The 3,656-nt window shown below is 57.7% G+C and carries 3 protein-coding genes; 2 read left to right on the forward strand and 1 reads right to left on the reverse strand.

From position 1 onward, the window contains the following. Nucleotides 1-125: 125 nt before the first annotated feature. On the reverse strand, nt 126-308 hold the full coding sequence (locus HCK04_RS39980) for a hypothetical protein (protein WP_142652727.1): 183 nt from the start codon (nt 306-308) through the stop codon (nt 126-128). Between the two features lie 1,620 nt (nt 309-1,928). On the opposite strand from HCK04_RS39980, the gene HCK04_RS39985 reads away from it, so the two are divergent. Together HCK04_RS39985 and HCK04_RS39990 are read left to right on the forward strand one after the other, a co-directional pair. After that, on the forward strand, nt 1,929-3,125 hold the full coding sequence (locus HCK04_RS39985) for an XRE family transcriptional regulator (protein ID WP_142652728.1): 1,197 nt from the start codon (nt 1,929-1,931) through the stop codon (nt 3,123-3,125). Further along, nucleotides 3,122-3,610: a DUF4411 family protein gene (locus HCK04_RS39990; protein ID WP_142652729.1), complete on the forward strand. Its 489-nt coding sequence runs from the start codon at nt 3,122-3,124 to the stop codon at nt 3,608-3,610. Before HCK04_RS39985 ends, HCK04_RS39990 begins: the two co-directional genes overlap by 4 nt. Nucleotides 3,611-3,656 lie beyond the last annotated feature (46 nt).

Below are 3,656 nucleotides of genomic sequence, written 5' to 3' on the forward strand. Positions count from 1 at the left end.
CTGCGGACGAAGGTGAACTGAGACCCAAACTGAGACCGCGTGAGACCGACTGGTCACTGCCCTCGTTCACCTGTGGCCAGACCCGGGCGGCCCCACGGCGATACCGAGGAGCCGCCCTCATGATCTCAGGACCTTGGGCGCATGAACTTGAGGATGCGGTCCATCACGGTGTACGCGGCCCTGCGCCGCGCGGCCTGACGCGACCAGACGGCGGGAAGGACGACACCACAGAACACTCCCAGGACCAGCGTCGTCCCGATGACGATCACAGCGGGATAGGCCAGGAGCCCGGTTGCAGGCATGTCCATCGGCCCGGTCGTGGTTCCCTGCTGGGCCCCTTCCCACCTGCTGACCTGGCCCTCTGGGCGGTTTTCAGGTACGGTGTCGTACACGTGTGACCTCCTAGACGGTTCACGTTTCGAGAAATTACGACCCCTTCGGATGCCGCCGGAGGGGTCGTTTCCGTTTCTATGAAACGGCACGGACATTATGGCGCGTTTCACGATGGAGCGCCATGCCCTCGGCAAAGTGTACCCCTTCCGTGGCCCTGAGATCGCCCCTAAGGCGCTTGGGTTGGCAGGGTAATGATTTTCCCCTGGGCGGATGCTTCGGGGTGTCAGCGTTGACCTGAGAGCCTTCTGGCGAGTATCGCGCGCGCACGCGGGCGACGCGCGCGGGTAACGCGCGCGCACGCGCGATCTAGCACACCTTCAGTGCAAGGGGAAGTCTCTATCTCTACCGAACGGGGTTCCGGAGAACCTAATCGGGAAATCATGCTGACCCAGTTCTGCACGCGGCCGCTGGGTGAATATATGCCTCCACATGCCATGCACGAGGTGTGAAATTAAATTATTAGGAGGCGAGTTTGGTAGCAATAGAATAGGGCTATATCCTCATGATAGCGATTTGCCCAGTCTCATGCGCTTCTATCATAGTCCACTAATCGCAGTGCATGATTGGTGGTTTGCTACGAATTCTCCTTGGAATGCTTTAATCCATTTTTCCGATGCTGACTTGTGAGAAGTGGTGGTTTCGGAGGGAATTGCGAAATTGTTGCTGGCCTGACGCTAGCCAACGGGCTTGCGTCAGACAGGGCTAGGTGGTATCGCGCGCGCGTGCGCGTTAGATAGATAAGGTGTGATGGGGCGACAGCGGTCGATCAGTCATGCTGATCAGGCCGGTCGTTGACGTTGTCCTGCGACTTCAGCGCACAGGGGTGGATGCCCGGATCAAGTTGTGCTCTGGCTTCCTCGGAGAGCTTGCACCACGGTGACGCATGGTGGTACGCGCGCGTGCGCGGTAGGTAGATAGGTATGGCGGCCGTCACAGGATGAGCCAGTCACACAGTGATCAATCGACTCTGCGGTGTGATGCTTTCGGTGCCGGAAGCCGTTAGCTCTAGTGCTAGCGAACGCGACACAGGTGCATGGGGAGCCTTGTGAGGGCTGCGACACTAGGGGGCAGCGTGGCCGTGCACTTGTCCTTTGCCGTACTCTGCCCTGGCTGGCCCGCCCTACTTGACCTGAGGGAATGCGGTAGCGGGCCGCGCTGCCTACGAGACAGCGAAGGGATCAGTCAGGGAAGCCCGCGGGGTTGGCGGATCAGGCGAAGGGCTGCGAGTTCGGTGCCCCACCATCGAATCTGCTGATCTCTGTGCTTAACCAACTCAGACCGAGTGTCGTCGAAGCGACTGGCTGCACGAACGCGGAGGCCGGCCGTAGGAGGATGAATTGAGACCTGGTCGAAGCTGTCATGACGGCGACGAAGGCCCCAGTTGAAGTGTTGCAGCCCGACGCCGCCAAGCATGTCCCTGTTATCCACCATGTCGCCCCAAGGTCTTCCAGCCTGCTACCGGCGCCCTAGCCTTGAGATAACAAATCGGTTAGCAGGACTGGTATAGATCGGGAAGAAGGGGGAGAGTAGTTGGTATGAGCACGTCAGATCGCATCCCCGTCGCGCCATCCGTGCTCCAATGGGCTAGGCGAACTGCTGGTTTTGGTGAGCCGGAAGCTGCTGCAAAGCTGACTGTCAATATCACCACGTTACAAAAGTGGGAAAACGGACAGCTCCAGCCTACGCTCAAGCAGCTGAGAAAAATCTCTGAGTGCTACAAGCGCCCGCTAGCTGTTCTGCTGCTCTCGCAGCCGCCCAAGGACTTTGACGCCCTTCGCGATTTTCGCCGCTTGCAGGTTGCGCAGGGGACCCAGTGGTCGGTTGCGATGCATGCGGAGTTCAAACGGGCTATCACTCAGCGCGAGGTCTTCTTGGAACTAGCCGAGATAGCGTCTAGTTCTGTAATCGCGACTGATCCCCTGCCGGCTGTCTCGACGCGACAAGGGGCGGAGGAAGTTGCGACGGCCCTGCGAGCCTACCTGGGTGTTGAGACTTGGGCGCCTAGGAACTGGGCTAGTCGCCATGACGCGCTAAACGCTTACGTGGACGCAGTAGAGCGTAAGGGTATCCTCGTGATCAACACAAGGGATATCCTCTTGAGTGAGATGCGGGGGTTCTCCATCTCGGAACAACCTTATCCTGTGATCGCGCTCAATGGAAAGGATTGGCCGAGTCCTCGCCTCTTCACCCTGATGCACGAACTGTCTCATATAGCCCTCCGGGCTGGTGGGATGTGTGATTTGCATGAGCATGTACCGTCGACGCACCCTCGCGAAGAGGACTTCGTAGAGCGCTTCTGCAATCAGGTGGCTGCCTCGATACTGATGCCGCCGATCGTCTTTCTCGCCGATCGCGATGTTCGTAGTCGATCCGAAGACTATCCGTGGACAAGCGATGAGTTGGAACGAGTAGGCAGAAGGTTTGGTGCTAGTCGAGAGGCGGTACTTCTGCGACTCATCAACCTTGGCAAGGCCACGTGGCAGTTGTATCGATCTATGAAACCGCAGCTAGACCAAGAGTATGCTGATGCGCAGCGCCGGGAAAAGGAGCGCCAGCAGGCGAATGAGGGCGGACCGAGCTACTATGTAGTTAAGGCCCGCAATCTAGGGCGGCATTACATCTCGTCTGTCCTCGACGCATTCCACTCGCGCAATATCTCGTCGCTCGATGCCGCGAACTACTTGGATATCAAATACGACCAGATTCCGAAGCTTGAGGAGGCGGTCCGTTGACCGACCTCTCCTCGCGCTTGTACTCAGTTGATACAAGCGCTCTCATTGACGGGCTGGAAAGGTACTATCCGGAGGAGAACTTCCCGGGGCTGTGGGATCAGGTAGAAGTTTTAGTTTCTGGCGGGAGGTTTTTCTGCTCAGAGGAGGTGTGGGAAGAGGCTCGCGTCCATGCCGCGCCCGTCAAGGCTTGGTGTGAGAAAGTTGGTTCTGCCGCCCTCGTAAAACCCACAGATCTTATTGTCGTGCGCGAGGTTCAACAGATCCTTCAAGAGTACCCTCTATTGGTGAAAAATCAGAAAAATAAAAATAGGGCCGACCCTTTCGTTATTGCCGTCGCTAAAATCACTGGGGCAACAGTGGTCACAGGAGAGGGTAGTGACGGAACTGAGAATCGGCCGAAGATTCCCTACATCTGTAAGCTTATGGGGATTCCCTGTGTTCGCTTTCTGGATGTTGTGAGACTTGAGGGTTGGAAGTTTCGCTGACGGTAGCAGGAAGCCCGGGGACAGGTCACATAGCGGCTGTCCCTAG

The sequence above is a fragment of the Microbispora sp. CL1-1 genome, assembly GCF_012034195.1.
Lineage (GTDB): Bacteria > Actinomycetota > Actinomycetes > Streptosporangiales > Streptosporangiaceae > Microbispora.